Source organism: Streptomyces sp. NPDC046303 (assembly GCF_055588085.1).
The window spans coordinates 45,263-63,331 of record NZ_JBVJFA010000035.1; the positions used below are offsets into that span (position 1 = coordinate 45,263).

An 18,069-nucleotide genomic window follows, 5' to 3' on the forward strand; every position below is an offset into this window, starting at 1 on the left:
GAGGCATCCCCGGTCGGGTTTCGAGCTATTTAGCCACTGGATTCGTCTTAGACGAGCTCGGTGACAGTGCCGCCGGCAGCGGCAATCTTCTCCTTGGCGGAGGCGGAGACGGCGTCAACCGAAACCTGCAGCGCCACGGAGATCTCGCCCTGGCCCAGGACCTTGACGAGGCTGTTCTTGCGCACCGCGCCCTTGGCGACCAGGTCGGCCACCGTGACCTCTCCACCCTCGGGGTAGAGAGCGCCGAGCTTGTCCAGGTTCACGACCTGGAACTCGGTGCGGAACGGGTTCTTGAAGCCCTTGAGCTTCGGGAGACGCATGTGGAGGGGCATCTGCCCACCCTCGAAGCGCTCCGGGATCTGGTAACGGGCCTTCTGGCCCTTCGTACCACGACCGGCCGTCTTACCCTTCGACGCCTCACCGCGACCGACACGGGTCTTCGCGGTCTTGGCACCGGGGGCGGGACGGAGGTTGTGGGCCTTCAGCGGGCTGTTCTCAGCCATGATTAGTCAACCTCCTCAACCGTCACGAGGTGGCGGACGGTGTGCACCATTCCGCGGAACTCGGGGCGGTCCTCCTTGACGACCACGTCGTTCAGGCGCTTGAGCCCGAGCGAACGCAGAGTGTCGCGGTGGTTCTGCTTGCTGCCGATGTACGACTTCGTCTGCGTGATCTTGAGGCGGGCCATCAGACACCCGCCCCAGCACGCGCACGAAGGAGAGCCGCGGGGGCGACGTCCTCGAGGGGCAGACCACGGCGAGCCGCGATCTCCTCGGGACGCTGCAGGCCCTTGAGGGCCGCCACGGTCGCGTGCACGATGTTGATCGCGTTGTCGGAGCCGAGCGACTTCGACAGGATGTCGTGAACGCCGGCGCACTCCAGAACGGCGCGCACCGGGCCACCGGCGATCACACCGGTACCGGGGGAAGCAGGCTTCAGCAGGACGACGCCCGCAGCCTTCTCGCCCTGGATCGGGTGAGGGATGGTGCCCTGGATGCGCGGAACCTTGAAGAAGTTCTTCTTGGCTTCCTCGACACCCTTGGCAATGGCCGCGGGAACTTCCTTGGCCTTGCCGTAACCGACACCTACAGTGCCGTCACCGTCGCCCACCACGACCAGCGCGGTGAAGCTGAAGCGGCGACCACCCTTGACAACCTTGGCGACGCGGTTGATCGCGACAACGCGCTCAACGTAAGCGGTCTTCTCGGCGGCAGGGCCACCGTCGCGACCCTTCCGGTCCCGCCGCTCGCCGCCACCGGCACCGCTTCCGCGGCGCTGGGGTCCAGCCATTGGATTACCTCTCTCTGTTACGTCCGTGAGTCCCGGAACCGGGGCTTAGAACTTCAGCCCGGCTTCGCGGGCGGCGTCAGCCAGAGCGGCAATGCGCCCGGCGTATCGGTTGCCACCGCGGTCGAACACGACGGTCTCGACACCCGCAGCCTTGGCACGCTCGGCGACGAGCGCGCCGACAGCCTGGGCCTGGGCGCTCTTGTCGCCTTCGCCACCGCGGATCGAAGCGTCCAGGGTCGACGCCGACGCCAGGGTGTGACCCTGGAGGTCGTCGATGACCTGAGCAACGATGTTGCGGTTCGAACGCGTCACGACGAGGCGCGGACGCTCCGCCGTACCCGAGACGTTCTTGCGGATGCGGATGTGGCGGCGAGCCTTGGCCGCGCGCTTGTACGCGTCGCCCTTGGCGATCTTCACACCGTATGCCATGGCTACTTACCAGCCTTTCCGACCTTGCGGCGGATGACTTCGCCGGCGTACTTGACACCCTTGGCCTTGTACGGGTCGGGCTTCCGCAGCTTGCGGATGTTGGCGGCGACCTCGCCGACCTTCTGCTTGTCGATGCCCTCGACCGAGAACTTGGTCGGCGACTCGACCTTGAAGGAGATGCCCTCGGGCGCCTCCACCAGGATCGGGTGGCTGTAGCCGAGCTGGAACTCCAGGTTGGAGCCCTTCGCGGCCACGCGGTAACCGACACCGCTGATCTCGAGAGCCTTGACGTACCCCGTGGTCACACCGGTGATCATGTTCGCCACCAGCGTGCGGGACAGGCCGTGCAGGGCCTTGTTCTGACGCTCGTCGTTCGGACGGGTGACGTTCAGAACGCCGTCCTCGTCCTTGACGACTGCGATGGGCGCCTTAACGGTGTGCGCGAGGGAACCCTTGGGGCCCTTCACGTTGACCGTCTGGCCATCGATGGTGACGTCCACACCGGCGGGAACCTGGATGGGGAGCTTGCCGATTCGCGACATTGCTTTTCCTCCGTTCCCGACTACCAGACGTAGGCGAGGACTTCCCCACCTACGCCCTTCTTGCCTGCCTGCTGTCCGGTCAGGAGACCGTGGGACGTGGAGATGATCGCCACGCCCAGGCCACCGAGGACCTTCGGCAGGTTGGTGGACTTCGCGTACACGCGCAGACCGGGCTTCGAGATCCGCTTGATGCCCGCGATGGAGCGCTCACGGTTCGGCCCGAACTTCAGCTCGAGGACGAGGTTCTTGCCGACCTCGGCGTCCTCGACCTTCCAGCCGGTGATGAAACCCTCCTGCTTGAGGATCTCTGCGATGTGCGACTTGATCTTGCTGTGCGGCATCACGACGGTGTCGTGGTACGCCGAGTTAGCGTTACGCAGACGCGTGAGCATGTCTGCGATCGGGTCAGTCATGGTCATGAAGTGGCCTTCGGCCTCTCTCGCCGGGGTTTCCTGTATGCGCCATCCCTCTCCCCACTCAGTGGCGGGACGGGTGCGGTGCGGGGACCTACGGCGTAGTAAGTCGATAGGGCGGCGGACGCCCAACCCCACAAGCCTACGGCATGCGGGCAGGGCGGTCCGCCGACCTGATGCTTACCGAGAGCGTCTGGAGAGCCTCAACACCCAAAGGGTGAAGGGACTACCAGGAGCTCTTGGTCACGCCCGGCAGCTCGCCACGGTGAGCCATCTCACGAAGGCACACGCGGCACAGGCCGAACTTGCGGTACACGGAGTGGGGACGACCGCAGCGCTGGCAGCGGGTGTACGCACGCACACCGAACTTGGGCTTGCGGGCAGCCTTCGCGATGAGAGCCTTCTTCGCCATCTCGCTTACGCCTCCTTGAAGGGGAAGCCGAGGTGACGGAGGAGCGCGCGGCCCTCAGCGTCGTTGGTCGCCGTGGTGACCACGGTGATGTCCATACCCCGGGTACGGTCGATCTTGTCCTGGTCGATCTCGTGGAACATGACCTGCTCCGTGAGACCGAAGGTGTAGTTGCCACGGCCGTCGAACTGCTTCGGCGACAGACCGCGGAAGTCACGGATACGCGGCAGCGCGAGCGACAGCGTACGGTCCAGGAACTCCCACATGCGGTCACCACGGAGGGTGACGTGGCAGCCGATCGGCTGACCCTCGCGCAGCTTGAACTGCGCGATGGACTTGCGGGCCTTCGTGACGGCCGGCTTCTGACCGGTGATCGTCGTCAGGTCGCGGATGGCGCCGTCGATCAGCTTGGAGTCGCGGGCGGCGTCGCCCACACCCATGTTGACCACGATCTTCACGAGACCGGGGATCTGCATGACGTTCTCGTAGGAGAACTCCTCACGCAGCTTGCCCGCGATGTCCTCGCGGTACTTCGTCTTGAGACGCGGAGTGGTAGCCATCAGATGTCCTCACCCGTCCGCTTGGCAACGCGGATCTTGTTGCCCTCGTCGTCGAAGCGGTAGCCGACGCGGGTGACGACCTTCTTGCCGTCCTTCTCCACAACCAGCTGAACGTTGCTCACGTGGACCGGGGCCTCGGTGATCACGATGCCACCGGCCTGGTTCTGCGCGGCCTTGGTGTGCTTCTTGACCCGGTTGACACCCTCGACGAGGACACGGTTCTCGGCGGGGAAGGCGACGATGACCTTGCCCTGCTTGCCCTTGTCCTTACCGGTGATGACCTGGACCAGGTCGCCCTTCTTGATCTTCATGCTTACAGCACCTCCGGCGCGAGCGAGATGATCTTCATGAACTTCTTCTCGCGCAGCTCACGGCCGACGGGGCCGAAGATACGGGTGCCGCGAGGGTCGCCGTCGTTCTTCAGAATGACGGCGGCGTTCTCGTCGAAGCGGATGTACGAGCCGTCCTGGCGGCGGCGCTCCTTGACGGTGCGAACGATGACCGCCTTGACGACGTCACCCTTCTTCACGTTGCCACCGGGGATCGCGTCCTTGACGGTGGCGACGATGACGTCACCGATGCCCGCGTAGCGGCGACCGGAGCCACCGAGAACACGGATGCAAAGGATTTCCTTGGCACCAGTGTTGTCGGCGACACGCAGTCGCGACTCCTGCTGGATCACGTCTATCTCCTGATTGTCTGCCGGTTCCCGGCGGGGGCCCCGCACTCCGAAGAGCGGTGGCCCCCACCGAGCCTGGCGGAACGAACTTGAGGGAAACCCCTCAAGTAATTACTTGGCCTTCTCGAGGATCTCGACGATGCGCCAGCGCTTGCTCGCCGACAGCGGACGCGTCTCCATGATGAGGACGCGGTCGCCGACACCGGCAGCGTTCTGCTCGTCGTGAGCCTTGAGCTTGTTCGTACGGCGGATGACCTTGCCGTACAGGGCGTGCTTCACGCGGTCCTCGACGGCGACGACGACGGTCTTGTCCATCTTGTCGCTGACGACCAGACCCTCACGGGTCTTGCGGAAACCGCGCTCGGTCTTCTCAGTCACGTTGTTCTCGCTCATCAGGCGCTCTCCACCGTCTCGATACCGAGCTCACGCTCGTGCATCAGGGTGTAGATGCGAGCGATGTCCTTACGGACGGACTTGAGCCGGCCGTTGTTCTCCAGCTGACCCGTGGCCGCCTGGAAGCGGAGCTTGAACAGCTCCTCCTTGGCCTCGCGCAGCTTGCCAACGAGCTCCTCGTTGCCGAGCTCGCGCAGCTCGGACGCCTTGGTTCCCGTCGCCATCACGACTCACCTGCCTCGCGCCGAACAATCCGGCACTTCATCGGAAGCTTGTGAGCAGCGCGGGTGAGCGCCTCACGAGCAATCTTCTCGTTCGGGTAGGACAGCTCGAACATGACCCGGCCCGGGTGCACGTTGGCGATCCACCACTCGGGAGAACCCTTACCGGAACCCATGCGGGTCTCGGCAGGCTTCTTCGTGAGCGGACGGTCCGGGTAGATGTTGATCCAGACCTTGCCGCCACGCTTGATGTGGCGGGTCATCGCGATACGAGCCGCCTCGATCTGGCGGTTCGTCACGTAGGCGGGGGTAAGCGCCTGGATGCCGTACTCGCCGAACGAGACCTCAGTACCGCCCTTGGCCATACCGCGGCGCTTCGGGTGGTGCTGCTTACGGTGCTTGACCCTACGAGGGATCAGCATGTTGGTCAGGCCTCCGTTCCGGTGCTCTCAGCCGGAGCGGCGGCGGGAGCGTCGGCCTTGGGGGCCTCGGCACCAGCAGCCTGCTGCGGCTTGCGGCCACCACGGCCGCCGCGCTCGCCACCACGGCCACCACGGCCGGCGGGACGGTCGCCAGCGCCGGCACCACGGGCCGGGCGGTTACCCGCACGGGCCGCAGCGTTCTCGGCGCGAACCTCGGCGATGTTCTTGACGTCGCCCTTGTAGATCCAGACCTTCACACCGATACGGCCGAAGGTGGTCTTGGCCTCGAAGAAGCCGTAGTCCACGTTCGCGCGCAGCGTGTGCAGCGGCACACGGCCCTCGCGGTAGAACTCGGAGCGGGACATCTCGGCGCCGCCGAGACGGCCGCCACACTGGATCTTGATGCCCTTGGCGCCGGCCTTCATCGTGCCCTGCATGCTCTTGCGCATGGCACGACGGAAGGAGACGCGGGAGGAGAGCTGCTCGGCAACGGCCTGGGCAACCAGCTGAGCGTCGAGCTCGGGGTTCTTGACCTCGAGGATGTTCAGCTGGACCTGCTTGCCCGTGAGCTTCTCGAGGTCACCGCGGATGCGGTCGGCCTCGGCGCCACGGCGGCCGATGACGATGCCCGGACGAGCGGTGTGGATGTCCACACGCACGCGGTCACGGGTGCGCTCGATCTCCACCTTCGAGATGCCGGCGCGCTCCATGCCGGACGTCATCATCCGACGGATGGCGACGTCTTCCTTGACGTAGTCCTTGTACAGCTTGTCGGCGTACCAACGCGACTTGAAGTCGGTGGTGATGCCGAGCCGGAACCCGTGCGGGTTTACCTTCTGGCCCATTACCGGGAACCTTCCTTGCTGCTGACGACCACGGTGATGTGGCTGGTCCGCTTGCGGATCCGGTAGGCACGGCCCTGGGCACGCGGACGGAACCGCTTCAGGGTCGGGCCCTCGTCCACGTACGCCTCGCTGATGACCAGCGTGGAGGCGTCCGGGTGGTTGTAGTTGTGTGCGGCGTTGGCAATGGCGCTGTCCAGCACCTTGCCGACCGGCACGCTCGCGGCCTGCGGGGCGAAACGCAGGACCGCCTGAGCCTCCGTGGCATCCATGCCACGGATAAGGTCCACCACTCGGCGGGCCTTCATGGGCGTGACGCGGATGTACCGCGCCTGGGCCCTGGCTTCCATGGTTGTCCCTTCGGTGTAAGTCATAGTCGTAACCACCCCGCCTTTAGCGGCGCTTCGACTTCCGGTCGTCCTTGACGTGGCCGCGGAAGGTGCGAGTCGGCGAGAACTCGCCGAGCTTGTGGCCGACCATCGACTCGGTGACGAACACCGGGACGTGCGTCTTGCCGTTGTGCACCGCGATGGTGTGACCCAGCATCGCCGGGATGATCATCGAGCGACGGGACCAGGTCTTGATGACGTTCTTGGTACCAGCTTCGTTCTGAGCGTCCACCTTCTTTACGAGGTGGTCGTCGACGAAGGGTCCCTTCTTGAGACTGCGCGGCATCTAAACCCGCTCCTAGCGCTTCTTGTTCGTCTTGCGGCGGCGGACGATGTACTTGCTCGAAGCCTTCTTCGGCGAGCGAGTACGACCCTCCTTCTGACCCCACGGGGAGACCGGGTGGCGACCACCACTGGTCTTGCCCTCACCACCACCGTGCGGGTGGTCAACCGGGTTCATCGCGACACCGCGGACGGACGGGCGAACGCCCTTCCAGCGCATGCGGCCGGCCTTGCCCCAGTTGATGTTCGACTGCTCGGCGTTGCCGACCTCGCCGACCGTGGCGCGGCAGCGCGCGTCGACGAGACGGATCTCGCCGGACGGCATGCGGAGGTGGGCCATGACGCCCTCCTTCGCGAGCAGCTGCACGGAGGCACCAGCGGAGCGGGCGAACTTCGCGCCGCCACCGGGACGGAGCTCGATCGCGTGGATCGTGGTACCGACCGGGATGTTGCGGAGCGCCAGGTTGTTGCCGGGCTTGATGTCGGCCGTCGGGCCGTTCTCAATCCGGTCACCCTGCTGCAGACCGCGCGGCGCGATGATGTAGCGCTTCTCGCCGTCGGCGTAGTGCAGCAGCGCGATGCGCGCGGTGCGGTTGGGGTCGTACTCGATGTGCGCGACCTTGGCCGGCACGCCGTCCTTGTCGTGACGACGGAAGTCGATCACGCGGTAGGCGCGCTTGTGTCCGCCACCCTGGTGGCGAACGGTGATCCGGCCGGTGTTGTTACGGCCGCCCTTGCTGTGCAGAGGGCGAACCAGCGACTTCTCCGGCGTGGACCGCGTGATCTCGACAAAGTCGGCGACGCTGGAGCCACGACGGCCCGGGGTCGTCGGCTTGTACTTGCGGATACCCATTTCTCAGTCCTCGTCCGATTCCGGACGACTAGACCTCCGTTAGGAGGCCTGGCCGCCGAAGATGTCGATACGGTTGCCCTCGGCAAGGGTCACGATGGCGCGCTTGGTGTTGGCACGCTTGCCGAAACCGGTCTTGGTGCGCTTGCGCTTACCCTGACGGTTGATCGTGTTGACCCCGGTGACCTTGACCGAGAAGACCGCTTCCACGGCCTGCTTGATCTGGGTCTTGTTGGCGCCGGGCGCGACGATGAACGTGTACTTGTTCTCGTCCAGCAGCGCGTAGCTCTTCTCCGAGACAACCGGCTTGATCAGCAGGTCGCGCGGGTCGGTGAAGGTCTTGCTGGTAACGGTCGCCTCAGACATCAGGCGTCGCTCCCTTCGGTCTCATCGGCCTTGGGGCCAGACACGAAGGACTCGAGCGCGGCCTGGGTGAAGACCACGTCGTCAGAGACGATCACGTCGTACGTGTTCAGCTGGCCCGGCTCCAGGATGTGAACCTGGGGCAGGTTGCGGGCGGACAGCCACGCGGCCTCGTCGGCACGCTCGACGACCAGGAGCAGGTTCTTGCGCTCCGAGATCTTGCCGAACAGCGTCTTGGCGGCCTTCGTGGAGACGGCACCCTCGACCACGCCGGTGACGACGTGGATGCGGGAGTGACGCGCACGGTCCGAGAGGGCACCGCGGAGGGCGGCGACCTTCATCTTCTTGGGGGTCCGCTGCGAGTAGTCACGCGGCTGCGGGCCGTGGACGACGCCACCGCCTGCGAACTGCGGAGCGCGGGTCGAACCCTGACGGGCGCGGCCGGTGCCCTTCTGGCGGTACGGCTTGCGGCCACCACCACGGACTTCGCCACGGGTCTTGGTCTTGTGCGTGCCCTGACGGGCAGCAGCCAGCTGGGCGACAACGACCTGGTGGATCAGCGGAACGCTGGTCTTGGCGTCGAAGATCTCCGCGGGGAGCTCGACGGTACCGGCCTTGTCGCCTGCCGGCGAAAGGATGTCAATGGTGCTCATTACCTCAAGCCCCCTTGGCCGCGGTACGGACCAGGACGAGGCCGCCGTTCGGACCGGGGACCGCACCCTTGATGAGGAGCAGACCCTTCTCCGCGTCAACCGCGTGGATGGTCAGGTTCTGGGTGGTGACGCGCTCGTTACCCATGCGACCGGCCATGCGCATGCCCTTGAAGACACGCCCAGGGGTGGCACAGCCACCGATCGAACCGGGGGAGCGGTGCTTGCGCTGCACACCGTGACCGGCGCCGAGGCCCCGGAAGTTGTGCCGCTTCATGACACCGGCGAAGCCCTTGCCCTTGCTGTTGCCCGTGACGTCAACCTTGACGCCGGACTCGAACACCTCAGCAGTGATCTCCTGGCCGAGCGTGTACTCGCTGGCGTCGGAGGTGCGGAGCTCCACCAGGTGGCGGCGGGGGGTCACGTCGGCCTTGGCGAAGTGGCCCTTGAGGGGCTTGTTCACCTTGCGCGGGTCGATCTCGCCGAAGGCGATCTGGACCGACTCGTAGCCGTCGATGTCGTTCGTACGGACCTGGGTAACGACGCAGGGCCCGGCCTTGACAACGGTCACCGGGACGACACGGTTGTTCTCGTCCCAGACCTGGGTCATGCCGAGCTTCTCGCCCAGGACGCCCTTGATCTGCTTTGCCATCTTCTCGACGCCTCTCAGAGCTTGATCTCGATGTCAACGCCGGCCGGAAGGTCCAGGCGCATCAGCGAGTCAACGGTCTTGGGCGTCGGGTCGAGGATGTCGATCAGGCGCTTGTGCGTGCGCATCTCGAAGTGCTCGCGCGAGTCCTTGTACTTGTGCGGCGACTTGATGACGCAGTACACGTTCTTCTCAGTGGGCAGCGGCACCGGGCCTGCGACCGACGCACCAGTGCGGGTCACCGTCTCGACGATCTTCTTCGCCGAGGAGTCGATGACCTCGTGGTCGTAGGCCTTGAGCCGGATGCGGATCTTCTGTCCCGCCATGGCTACTCCGTAGTCCTGTCTCTATGTGGAAACGCTCTGGCTCTCGGTCGGCTGCGGGACGGATCCCACCGCTTCTCTCCGACCCACGCGGTCGGGCGTGTCGCACTCCCTCTACAGAAAATTCCCATACGGAAATTCCCTCGTCCAAGGGGGTGCGGTCCCTGTGACCGCGTTTCGGGGGAGAAACACCCACCGAGCGCCTGGTGGGCACCGTGCTGACACTTCCCAGAAGATTCCCGTACGTCCGCCCCCATTGCTGCCCCGGAAGGCAGATTAAGGACGACGAGTACTGTGGGACTCGCTTCCGGTCCTCCCGGCGGGAGGCGCGCAGCATCGGCACTCAGCCGAGCAACTTGAGTAGTCTGCCATACGAGGCACGTACCTGGCCAATCGGGCGGAAGAGAATACCCCGCCACGCTGAGTGGTCAAACCGCCGCACCCGAGTCTCCCGCCGGATATCCCCCGGTCAGGAGCGGGTGATGGTTCCGCAGCCGTCGCGCTGGACCTCCTGGCTGCGGTCGTAGGGGTCCACGGCGGGCCCGGTGGGCGCCGGACCGGTCGCCGGGTCGAGCGGGAACTGCGGGTGCAGGAAGCCGTCGGCCGCCTCGCACGCGACGTTCGACCATTCCGAGAAGTACCGGCGCAGCTGCAGCCGGCCCGGGGTGGTCTCCCAGCGCGCCGGGTCGAGCAGGGCCAGGGTGACCTGTCGGCGCACGATGGTCCGCTGCACGCTCGTACCGCCCTTCGTCAGGGGATGGACGAAGGTGTAGTCCGTCACGACGAGGAGCTCTCCGGACCGCCCCTGCTCCGCGTGCATGCTGCCGCGCACCTTGACGATCCCGCCGACCGGCTTGACCTCGGCCGGGTCGAAGCGGGTGAAGAGCAGCACCGGGGTGTCCTGCGCGGTGGGCTTCGCCAGGTACTGCTCCAGCCGCTGCGGGACCTCCGGCTGGCGGGGGTCCAGGAGCGCCAGGGCGGCGGCGGGCCGCTCCCCCCGCAGGGCCGCCGGGTCGAGGTTGGCCGCGACCAGGAACTGCCTGGCCTTCTCCAGCGCGTCCGCGACCTGCTCCTTGGTCATGGCGCCGACGGCCTCGGCCGCGGGGACCTCGATGCCCGCTGCGCCGTCGGCCCACTGCGCCGCCGGGGAGCCGCGGAAAGGATCCTGCAGCGTCGGCGCGTCGGCGGGCACCGACGGGGGCGGCGCGGTCGGCCGTACGGACTCGGCCGGCAGCGGCCCGGCGTTCCGGGCCTCTTGCCGGGCGCCGGACGCGCCCGTGAGGCGGTCGATGACCAGCTCGGGCCGTACGGCGATCAGCGCGAGCCCGGCGACCAGGACGATGCCCGCGGCCGCCTTGAGACGGCGCCCGGTCCTGCGCCGCGGCGGCGCGGGGGCGGTGCGCCACCCGGGCGGCGGCTGCTCGTTGCGCAGGCGCTCGGTGACCATCCGCTGCCGCGCGGACGGCTCCTTCGGCGCCTCCCCCGCCCCCGCGGCGGCCTGCGCCATGAATCGGGCCCACTCCTCGTCGGAGACGCCCGTCCTGTCGTCGTCGTTCTTCCCCATGCCCCTTTTTCCCTGTCCCTGCGGTCCTGCGTGCCCTGCCCCGACATGCGGGAGAGGCCCCGCGCCCTCTGGCGCGGAGCCTCTCACCTGCGGACATACCGGTTCAGGCCACTAGCTGAAGTAGCCCGTGATGTCCGCGATGAGATCCACGGACCCCGAGTTGTTGTAGAAGCTGACCTTCCCGTCCACGACCGGGACGACCACCAGGTTGGGGATCGTGAGACCGGCGGTGAAGTTCAGGTTCGAGGCGCTCGTCCGGGTCGTACCGCTCGGGAACACCGACACGAAGCTCGCCTCGGTCGGGTTCGTCGCCGTCACGTTCAGCACCACGGCCTTCACACCGGTGGCCGGGATGCCGCCGACGCCCGCCACGGGCAGCGTGACGACGCTGCCGCCGGCCACCGCGCCCTGGCGCACGCCGAGGCCGGTACGGGTGTCCATCAGGCGCTTCGGGCCGAAGTTCGCGTGCATGGCGCCGGTGGCGCTGTCCGAGAAGTAGCCGGTGATGTCGGCGATGAGGTCGACGGTGCCCTGGTTGTTGTAGAAGCTGACCTTCCCGTCGACGACCGGGACGACCACCAGGTTGGGGATCGTCTGGCCCGGGGTGAAGTTCAGGTTCGAGGCGCTGGAGCGGGTGGTACCGCTCGGGTACACCGACACGAAGCTCGGCTGCGTCGGGTTCGTCGCCGTCACGTTCAGCACCACGGCCTTGACGCCGGTGGCCGGGATGCCGTCGACGCCCGCCACGGGCAGGGTGACCACGCCGCCGGTACCGACCGGAGCCTTCGGAACGCCCAGGCCCGCACGGGTGTCCATCAGGCGCTTCGGGCCGAAGTTGGTCTGTGTGGCGCCCTCGGCGGTCGAGGTGAAGTAGCCGGTGATGTCGGCGATCAGGTCGACGGTGCCCTGGTTGTTGTAGAAGCTGACGGTCCCGTTGATGACCGGCACGACCACCAGGTTCGGGATGGTCTGGCCCGGGGTGAAGTTCAGGTTCGACGCGCTGGAGCGGGTCGTACCGCCCGGGTACACCGACACGAAGCTCGGCTGCGTCGGGTTCGTCGCCGTCACGTTCAGTACCACCGCGGTGGGCGTACCACCGGTGGCGGCGGCCACCGGCAGGGTGACCACGCCGCCCGAACCGACCGGAGCCTTCGGGACGCCGAGACCCTCACGGGTGTCCATCAGGCGCTTCGGGGCGAGGGGAACGAACGTGGCGCCCTTGACGTCCGCCTCGACGGTGACCGCGAGGCTCGTGGAGACCTTGCCGTTCGCGGCGGTCGCCTTGACCCGGACCTCGTGCTTGCCGTCGGTCACGGCCGCCATCGCCTTGCGGGCGGAGCCGTCGGTGACCGCGACGGACTCGCCGTCGACCAGCACCTCGAACTTGCTGACCAGGCCGCTCGCCGTGCTGGTGGTCCAGTCGACCGTCAGGGCCGCGCCGCTGGGCAGGGTGGCGCCCGGGGTGGCCGCCGCGCCGTTCACGGAGGCGATCTTCAGCTGGGCCGCGGGGCCCGACTTCCGGATCGAGTCCAGCTGCGGGTAGAGCTGGTTCCCGGGGCACTGGGTGTTGAAGCCGTCGCGGTGGCCCGAGACGGTCTTGAAGGTGTACTGCTGCTTCTCGGTGAAGGTGGTACCGAAGAAGTTGGTCTGGGTGACGCCGGCGGTCAGCGTCGTGGTGCCGTTCATGTCGCCGTCGTACTGGCCCAGCTTGTACGCCGCGACCTTGGAGATGCCTTCGAGCGCGGCGGCCGAGGCCCCGGCGGTCGTGTAGTCACCGAGGACGGCGACGCTCGTCGACTCCGAGTTCCAGCCGTAGGTGTGCGCGCCCATGACGGGCTGGTCCACACCGCCCTGACGGCCCTCGAAGAGGGTGCCGCACTTGTCGACCAGGAAGTTGTAGCCGAGGTCCCGCCAGCCGTTGCTCTTCACGTGGTAGACGTGCAGGCTGCGCACGATCGCCGCGGACTCGGAGCACTCGTACGGCGCGGTGGACGCGGTGTGGTGGACGAAGAGCGCCTTGACCTTCGCGCCGGGGAGGTAGACCGGGCCCTCGTTGTTCAGGGACTCGTCGGCGCCCCACTGCACGCGCGAGACCACGTCAGGCCGCGGGGCGGTCGACTCGGGTCCCGGCGTCGTCGGGGCGGGGTCCACCGCGGGAAGGGCGTAGGAGACCGGCGCGAGGCCCAGGCTGCCGTCCTTCTTCTTGGCCTTCACGCCGGCGGCGCCCGGGTCCACCAGGTTCAGTTCCATGCCGGCGGGCAGCTCGGAGGTGCCGCCGCTCACCCGCACCTCGGCTCCGTCGGACGGACCGACCCAGATGGGCTCGGTGGCGCCGCGCAGGCCCGGGCGCTTGCCGTCGAGGCCGGACTCGGCCTGCTCCAGCACCTTCCACTTCGACCACTTGCCGGTGTCGGCGTCCCGGGTGCGGGCCTCGATCTTGCCCTTCACCTCGGCCTCGGGGTCGGTCCAGGAGACGCCGAGGAGCCCGAAGGGCTCGGTGTCCTGCTGGGAGAGGACGGCCTCGCCCTTGCCCTTGGGCTTCAGGGCGAGCTTGTGCAGCTCTCCCTCGACCGGGCCCTTCTCACGGGCGCCCGCGCTGTACGGCGAAACCTCGCCGTCGCCGGCGTCGATGCCGTTGGCGACGCCCTGGATGCCGAGAACCGCCACGACACCGAGCGCGGCGGCCAGCGCCGTCCCGCGCACACGACCTAGTTTCAAGTTGTCCCCAACCCCTGTTGTGAGTCCGCCACAAGACATGCCTGACCGGCCGGATGCTACTGGCCCCGGGTGACGGCTCGAACAGGGGGGTGGGTATGAGGGGAACACGGGTGCGGATGCGCGAGGACCCCCGGTCCGCGGCCAACCGCGGTCCAGGGGTCCTCATATGGGGCGAAGGTTACTTCTTCGCCTCTTCCTTCTCCTTGGGCTGCACCGTCGCCAGCTCCTCCGGCGGCGCCTTGCGGCCGCAGATGGCAGGCCAGTTCAGCGGATTCACACCGCCGCACCACAGGCCGCCGGGGTCGGGCCGCTGCCGCCAGTCGTGGGTGACGATGTCCGCGCACTTCTTCTTGTCCGGCGCGTAGCGCGGGCAGGTGCCGTCCGCCTTCTTGGTGTTCTGGGCCCGGTAGGCGTCGATGCCCATCGACATCGCGTCGGACTGCGGCATGTACCGGTTGACCGACCAGGACGCGCCCATCGTGGCGAACAGTGCGATCGCGCACACCATGCCGGCGGCGAGCTGCGCGACCACGCGCCGGGGGACGACCCGGGCGCCCGGCGCCGCGCCGCTCGGCCGCAGCGTGCGCTCGGCCCAGCCCGAGCCCCGGTGGATCACGGCCATCATGCCGAGGACGGCCAGGATCATCAGGCAGTACATGATGATCCAGGTGGTGCGCGGGTAGAGCTGCACGGCCTTGGCGCTCGCCATGTGCGAGGCGAACCAGAAGCGGGCCAGCCAGGCGCCCGCCAGCGTGGCGGCCGCGGTCAGGACCATGATGTTGCGCAGCGCCAGACCCACGCCCAGACCCACGGCGAACAGCAGCAGCAGGGCGAAGCCGCTCTGGCCCGCCATCTCGCCGGCCACCGGCCAGGTCTGGTACTCCAGCTGCCCGGACCGGTCGGAGACCCAGCCGAGGACGTAGGCCGGATCCACGTACACGGCCAGGAAGGCGTAGCGGTCCGGGTGCTGGGAACCGAGCCGGGCCATCTGGTAGATGAGGGGGGCGCCGATGACCCCGGCCGTCAGCAGGGTGATCCCGACGAACGCGGCGGCCCGCTTGACCGCCGTCGCACCGGCGCGCCACGGGAAGAGGAACAGCGCCAGCAGGCCCACGCCCGGCGCGGCCCACACGTACCAGCCGGAGTACCAGAGGAAGACCACGCCGAAGACGAGGCCGAGGAGCGCGCCGCGCAGCAGCGACCGGCGCAGCGGCCGTTCGGCGGAGCGGCGCATCTCGCGCAGGCAGTAGCCGAGCAGCGGCAGCAGCACGAGCATGCTGCCGTGGCTGTACGGGCGGATCGGGTCGATGAAGAGCACGGCCGACGGCACGGCGATCAGCAGCGCCCAGAACGGCCGGAGCAGCAGCCGCCAGGCCAGGTACGTCAGCGGGCCCGCGATGGCGGTGAAGAAGATCTGGAAGTCCTTGAGGGCGAACCCGGTGCCGCCGGGGACGTCGTGGCGGACCTTGGCCCAGACGGCCATCAGGCCGGGGAAGAGGGGCGGGTAGATGCCCGACATGCCCTCCCCGTGCAGGAACGAGTTGGCCATGTCGATCAGGGCGCCCGGGTCGCCCTCCTGGCCGCCGAGGCCCCAGGGCGTACCGCGCAGGGCGACGACCACGCCGCCGGCCACCACTCCGGTGGCGAGCCCCGCCAGGGCGGCGCACACCAGCCGCTTGGCCAGCTGGTGGCGGGCGAGACCGCCGCGGTAGGCGGTGTACAGCAGGACCGCGAGCAGCGGCAGGCCGAGGAAGGCCACGTACTGCTGGAGCTTGGCGAGACCGCTGACCTGGCCGACGCGGACAAGCGGGTTCACGACGATGTGCGTGCTCAGCAGCGTGAACCCGAGGGCTGCCACGAGGCTGACGAGGACCTCGGCCAGCGGGAGCACCCACCGCCGGGAGAGCCACGCCCGGCTCCGCGAGGGGGACAGCCGGCTCGTTCCTTCCGCTGTCGGGGCGGGGCGGGGCGCCGGGGCGCCGGCCTCACCGACCTCCTCGGGGGCCAGGTGTGTCATCTCAGTCCGTTTCGTGGGGTGCGGTGTCGGCTGTCGGCTCTCGGCTCAGTTCTGGCCGGAGGTGAAAGCGTGCTTCGCCAGGGTGCGGGCGCCCTCCCGGTGCCCGCGGCGCAGTGCGCCGGGGAGCATGGTGAGCGCGTGCAGGCGGGAGGCGCTGTGGAAGCGCGCCGCGCGGGCGGCCTTGGGCCAGCCGCGGGCGTCCATGCGCGCGGCGACCGCGGCGAAGTACCGCTCGGCCTCGGCGAAGCGGGTGCCGGAGAAGGCCTGCACCGAGGACTCGCTGACCGCGTGGCGGCGGTACTGGAAGACGGTGGTCGAGTTGTCGATCACCATCTCCTCGCCGGCCTCCAGCAGGTCGACCACGAGCGCGAGGTCCTGGATCACCGAGTAGTCGTCGCGGAAGTTCACCTTGCGCAGCGCCTCGCCGCGCCAGGCGATGGAGGGGAAGTACAGCCAGTTCCCGCGCAGCACGCTGGCGGCCAGCTCCTCCCCGCCCATCAGCCGGCGGCCCTTCACCTGCGGCGCGTACAGCCGCTTCTTGGTGTTGTCCGCCAGGCCGCCCTGCATCACCCGGCCCGAGCCGTCGATGACCTCGACGCCGGGCTGGACCATGCCGGTGCCCGGGTGGGCGCCGATGATCCCGCGGACGGTCTCCAGGTAGTGCGGGTGCAGGATGTCGTCGCAGCCCATGATGACCACGTAGTCGGCCTCGGAGAGCTCGACGCACTTCTGGAAGTTCTTGGTGATGCCGAGGTTCTGCTCGTTGCGGGTGTAGTGGACCCGCTCGTCGCCGAGCTGCTCGAACCAGCCGGGTACGTCCGGCTCCTTGCCGTCGTCGATGACGACGAGCCGGAAGTCCCGGTCGGTCTGTGCCAGAACGCTGCGCACGGCGTCCTGCATCAGCTGCACGTCCCCGTAGTAGGGGAGCATGAAGTCGAAGGTCACCATGGAGCGTCAGGCCTTCACGGAGTCGGAGTCGGCATCGGCGCCGGAGGCGGAGGCGGAGCCCGCGACGGCGTCCTGGCCGAGGCGCTCGTCGTTGTGCCGGACGCCCTCGTTGATGGCGACGGTCCGCGCCAGGTCGGTGATCTTCTTCTCCAGCGACCGGAAGCGCAGGAAGGTGTTGAGGGTGAGGAAGCCCATCGCGAGCACCATCACGTAGAGCACCAGGTCGGTGCCGCGGCCGACGCCGAGCTGCTGGGCGACCCAGGTGACGTCCGTCGGGCGGAGCACCGCGTAGACGTTGACGACCACGAACACGGAGAACGCTATGCGCTTCCACGCACGGTTCTTCGCCTGGCCCCAGGTCCGGATGAACATGAGGGCCATGGACACCGAGCCGACGATCAGCAGCAGCTGGATCCAGAAGTACTTCATCGACGCCCACGCTCCCGCAGCGAAATGTCAAAAAGGATGTTGACGCCGTTGATCAGGGACTGACCCTTGGCGCGTGAGTAATCGGTGTAGAGGATGTCCACCGGGACCTCGGTGACCCGCAGGCCGGAGCCGGCCAGGAAGCCGACGAGCTCGGACGCGTGCGCCATGCCGTTCATGGTGATGTTCAGCTGCTCGGCGGCTTCACGGCCCAGTACGCGCAGTCCGTTGTGCGCGTCGGTGAGCTTGAGCTTGCGGGCGGTCGGGCTGACCGCGGCGGCCGTACGCAGCACCACCTGCTTGATCCACGGCACTTGGCCGTTCTGCTCGATGAAGCGGGAGCCGAGGACGACGTCGGCTTCGTCGCGGCGCAGCACCGCGACCATCGTCTCGACGTCCTTGGTCTGGTGCTGGCCGTCGGCGTCGAAGGTGGCGAAGTAGCGCGCTCCGGGCTGGGCGAGCGCGTAGGTGAGGCCGGTCTGCAGGGCCGCGCCCTGGCCGAGGTTGACCGGGTGGCGCACCAGGTGCGCGCCGGTCGTGGCGATGTGCTTGGCCGAGTCGTCCGTGCTGCCGTCGTCGACGACGACGATGTTGGGGAACGTCTTGCGGGCCCCCTCGACCACGTCGGCGATCACCTGGCCCTCGTTATAGGCCGGTATGACCAGCCAGACATCGTCGTAATCGGACACG

General features: G+C 67.9%; 27 protein-coding genes. All 27 read right to left on the reverse strand.

All coding sequences use genetic code 11. The features are described from left to right. Window positions 1-47: 47 nt before the first annotated feature. Window positions 48-503, reverse strand: a complete 456-nt coding sequence (gene rplO, locus ACZ6I1_RS28795) for a 50S ribosomal protein L15 (RefSeq protein ID WP_469291830.1) — start codon at window positions 501-503, stop codon at window positions 48-50. 2 nt (window positions 504-505) lie between these two features. Further along, complete coding sequence (gene rpmD / locus ACZ6I1_RS28800) at window positions 506-688, reverse strand: 50S ribosomal protein L30 (RefSeq protein ID WP_005313525.1); 183 nt, start codon at window positions 686-688, stop codon at window positions 506-508. Then, window positions 688-1,290 carry a 30S ribosomal protein S5 gene (gene rpsE / locus ACZ6I1_RS28805; protein WP_030864431.1) on the reverse strand — a complete coding sequence of 201 codons (603 nt, stop codon included), beginning with the start codon at window positions 1,288-1,290 and terminating at the stop codon, window positions 688-690. The genes rpmD and rpsE overlap by 1 nt, the downstream gene beginning before the upstream one ends. Window positions 1,291-1,335: 45 nt before the next feature. After that, window positions 1,336-1,719 carry a 50S ribosomal protein L18 gene (gene rplR, locus ACZ6I1_RS28810; protein ID WP_030026334.1) on the reverse strand — a complete coding sequence of 128 codons (384 nt, stop codon included), beginning with the start codon at window positions 1,717-1,719 and terminating at the stop codon, window positions 1,336-1,338. 2 nt (window positions 1,720-1,721) lie between these two features. Then, window positions 1,722-2,261 (reverse strand): 50S ribosomal protein L6, encoded by a 540-nt coding sequence (rplF, locus tag ACZ6I1_RS28815; RefSeq protein ID WP_030653648.1) that lies wholly within the window; start codon window positions 2,259-2,261, stop codon window positions 1,722-1,724. A 20-nt stretch (window positions 2,262-2,281) separates the two neighbouring features. Continuing rightward, a complete protein-coding gene (gene rpsH, locus ACZ6I1_RS28820) occupies window positions 2,282-2,680 on the reverse strand; it encodes a 30S ribosomal protein S8 (protein ID WP_007265911.1) in 399 nt (132 codons plus the stop codon). Window positions 2,681-2,900: 220 nt separating this feature from the next. Beyond that, on the reverse strand, window positions 2,901-3,086 hold the full coding sequence (locus ACZ6I1_RS28825) for a type Z 30S ribosomal protein S14 (RefSeq protein ID WP_003956452.1): 186 nt from the start codon (window positions 3,084-3,086) through the stop codon (window positions 2,901-2,903). 5 nt (window positions 3,087-3,091) lie between these two features. After that, a complete protein-coding gene (gene rplE, locus ACZ6I1_RS28830) occupies window positions 3,092-3,643 on the reverse strand; it encodes a 50S ribosomal protein L5 (RefSeq protein ID WP_030154702.1) in 552 nt (183 codons plus the stop codon). Continuing rightward, a complete protein-coding gene (gene rplX, locus ACZ6I1_RS28835) occupies window positions 3,643-3,954 on the reverse strand; it encodes a 50S ribosomal protein L24 (protein ID WP_150258782.1) in 312 nt (103 codons plus the stop codon). Before rplX ends, rplE begins: the two co-directional genes overlap by 1 nt. 2 nt (window positions 3,955-3,956) lie before the next feature. Beyond that, entirely contained in the window at window positions 3,957-4,325 is a 369-nt protein-coding gene (gene rplN / locus ACZ6I1_RS28840) for a 50S ribosomal protein L14 (protein WP_003956455.1), read from the reverse strand. Between the two features lie 108 nt (window positions 4,326-4,433). After that, window positions 4,434-4,715: a 30S ribosomal protein S17 gene (gene rpsQ / locus ACZ6I1_RS28845; protein ID WP_030008467.1), complete on the reverse strand. Its 282-nt coding sequence runs from the start codon at window positions 4,713-4,715 to the stop codon at window positions 4,434-4,436. Further along, window positions 4,715-4,939: a 50S ribosomal protein L29 gene (rpmC, locus tag ACZ6I1_RS28850; protein ID WP_008739703.1), complete on the reverse strand. Its 225-nt coding sequence runs from the start codon at window positions 4,937-4,939 to the stop codon at window positions 4,715-4,717. The genes rpsQ and rpmC overlap by 1 nt, the downstream gene beginning before the upstream one ends. Further along, window positions 4,939-5,358 carry a 50S ribosomal protein L16 gene (rplP, locus tag ACZ6I1_RS28855; RefSeq protein ID WP_030026326.1) on the reverse strand — a complete coding sequence of 140 codons (420 nt, stop codon included), beginning with the start codon at window positions 5,356-5,358 and terminating at the stop codon, window positions 4,939-4,941. Before rplP ends, rpmC begins: the two co-directional genes overlap by 1 nt. A gap of 5 nt (window positions 5,359-5,363) precedes the next feature. Continuing rightward, window positions 5,364-6,203 (reverse strand): 30S ribosomal protein S3, encoded by an 840-nt coding sequence (rpsC, locus tag ACZ6I1_RS28860; protein WP_007265905.1) that lies wholly within the window; start codon window positions 6,201-6,203, stop codon window positions 5,364-5,366. Beyond that, window positions 6,203-6,550 carry a 50S ribosomal protein L22 gene (gene rplV, locus ACZ6I1_RS28865; RefSeq protein WP_007265904.1) on the reverse strand — a complete coding sequence of 116 codons (348 nt, stop codon included), beginning with the start codon at window positions 6,548-6,550 and terminating at the stop codon, window positions 6,203-6,205. Before rplV ends, rpsC begins: the two co-directional genes overlap by 1 nt. A 43-nt stretch (window positions 6,551-6,593) precedes the next feature. Further along, complete coding sequence (gene rpsS, locus ACZ6I1_RS28870; RefSeq protein ID WP_249767356.1) at window positions 6,594-6,875, reverse strand: 30S ribosomal protein S19; 282 nt, start codon at window positions 6,873-6,875, stop codon at window positions 6,594-6,596. A gap of 12 nt (window positions 6,876-6,887) precedes the next feature. Next, the gene (rplB, locus tag ACZ6I1_RS28875) at window positions 6,888-7,724 is read right to left on the reverse strand and encodes a 50S ribosomal protein L2 (RefSeq protein WP_030388860.1); all 837 of its coding nucleotides are present in this window, start codon (window positions 7,722-7,724) and stop codon (window positions 6,888-6,890) included. 39 nt (window positions 7,725-7,763) lie between these two features. Then, a complete protein-coding gene (gene rplW, locus ACZ6I1_RS28880) occupies window positions 7,764-8,087 on the reverse strand; it encodes a 50S ribosomal protein L23 (protein WP_007265901.1) in 324 nt (107 codons plus the stop codon). After that, entirely contained in the window at window positions 8,087-8,737 is a 651-nt protein-coding gene (gene rplD, locus ACZ6I1_RS28885) for a 50S ribosomal protein L4 (protein ID WP_030298210.1), read from the reverse strand. The genes rplW and rplD overlap by 1 nt, the downstream gene beginning before the upstream one ends. 4 nt (window positions 8,738-8,741) lie before the next feature. Further along, window positions 8,742-9,386: a 50S ribosomal protein L3 gene (gene rplC, locus ACZ6I1_RS28890; protein WP_007265899.1), complete on the reverse strand. Its 645-nt coding sequence runs from the start codon at window positions 9,384-9,386 to the stop codon at window positions 8,742-8,744. Window positions 9,387-9,400: 14 nt separating this feature from the next. After that, entirely contained in the window at window positions 9,401-9,709 is a 309-nt protein-coding gene (gene rpsJ, locus ACZ6I1_RS28895) for a 30S ribosomal protein S10 (RefSeq protein ID WP_003948644.1), read from the reverse strand. 466 nt (window positions 9,710-10,175) lie between these two features. Next, complete coding sequence (locus tag ACZ6I1_RS28900; RefSeq protein WP_469291831.1) at window positions 10,176-11,270, reverse strand: hypothetical protein; 1,095 nt, start codon at window positions 11,268-11,270, stop codon at window positions 10,176-10,178. 111 nt (window positions 11,271-11,381) lie between these two features. After that, window positions 11,382-13,973 (reverse strand): peptidoglycan recognition protein family protein, encoded by a 2,592-nt coding sequence (locus ACZ6I1_RS28905; protein ID WP_469291832.1) that lies wholly within the window; start codon window positions 13,971-13,973, stop codon window positions 11,382-11,384. Between the two features lie 193 nt (window positions 13,974-14,166). Further along, window positions 14,167-16,005 (reverse strand): hypothetical protein, encoded by a 1,839-nt coding sequence (locus tag ACZ6I1_RS28910; RefSeq protein WP_469291833.1) that lies wholly within the window; start codon window positions 16,003-16,005, stop codon window positions 14,167-14,169. Window positions 16,006-16,050: 45 nt separating this feature from the next. After that, window positions 16,051-16,953 carry a glycosyltransferase family 2 protein gene (locus ACZ6I1_RS28915; protein WP_469291834.1) on the reverse strand — a complete coding sequence of 301 codons (903 nt, stop codon included), beginning with the start codon at window positions 16,951-16,953 and terminating at the stop codon, window positions 16,051-16,053. A 6-nt stretch (window positions 16,954-16,959) separates the two neighbouring features. Then, window positions 16,960-17,382, reverse strand: coding sequence for a DUF2304 family protein (locus ACZ6I1_RS28920; RefSeq protein ID WP_469291835.1), 423 nt, complete (start codon window positions 17,380-17,382; stop codon window positions 16,960-16,962). After that, on the reverse strand, window positions 17,379-18,068 hold the full coding sequence (locus tag ACZ6I1_RS28925; RefSeq protein WP_469291836.1) for a glycosyltransferase family 2 protein: 690 nt from the start codon (window positions 18,066-18,068) through the stop codon (window positions 17,379-17,381). The genes ACZ6I1_RS28920 and ACZ6I1_RS28925 overlap by 4 nt, the downstream gene beginning before the upstream one ends. Window position 18,069: the final 1 nt, after the last annotated feature.